1 protein-coding gene is annotated in these 548 nt (G+C 47.6%); it reads left to right on the plus strand.

Features of this window, described 5'->3' with window-relative positions:
- Nucleotides 1–491: response regulator (locus tag R7044_RS27385; protein ID WP_225456246.1), on the plus strand; the 491-nt coding region annotated here is incomplete at its 5' end.
- Between the last annotated feature and the right edge of the window lie 57 nt (nt 492–548).

Raw genomic sequence — 548 nt, forward strand, 5'->3', positions numbered from 1 at the left:
GTGTCGCAGCGATCATTACTCAACCTTTGCTAGGACAACGTCTACTCAAAGCGCTTGAAAGCTGTGCTGAACGATTTACTCAATCTATTTCCGTCGTTCAGCCTGCAACCCGACTTGAAACATTACCCAAAGTGCTCGTTGTAGACGACAATACTGTGAACCAAAAAATTGCTGGGTTGCATGTCACCAAAGCCGGCTTTAGTTTTGATGTCGCTGCGAATGGTGAGGAAGCGGTCGACATGTTCAGAACATCCCAATACTGTCTGATTTTGATGGACTGCATGATGCCGGTGATGGATGGTTTCGAAGCAACGAAACAGATCCGCGCTTATGAAGCAAGCTTAGGACTCGAAAAAACGCCGATCATCGCGCTAACAGCCAGTGTGGTCGACGACGATATTCAACGCTGTTATGACTCCGGGATGGACGCTTATGTGCCTAAACCAGTGAGAAAGGAGAAACTGTTGCATCAAATCGAAAACGTAATGTAGGCGAGCCACACATGAGCATGATTCTCCCCCCTCATAATCAACGAGCGCTGCGATTAC

It is taken from the genome of Vibrio sp. 1402 (genome assembly GCF_033340275.1).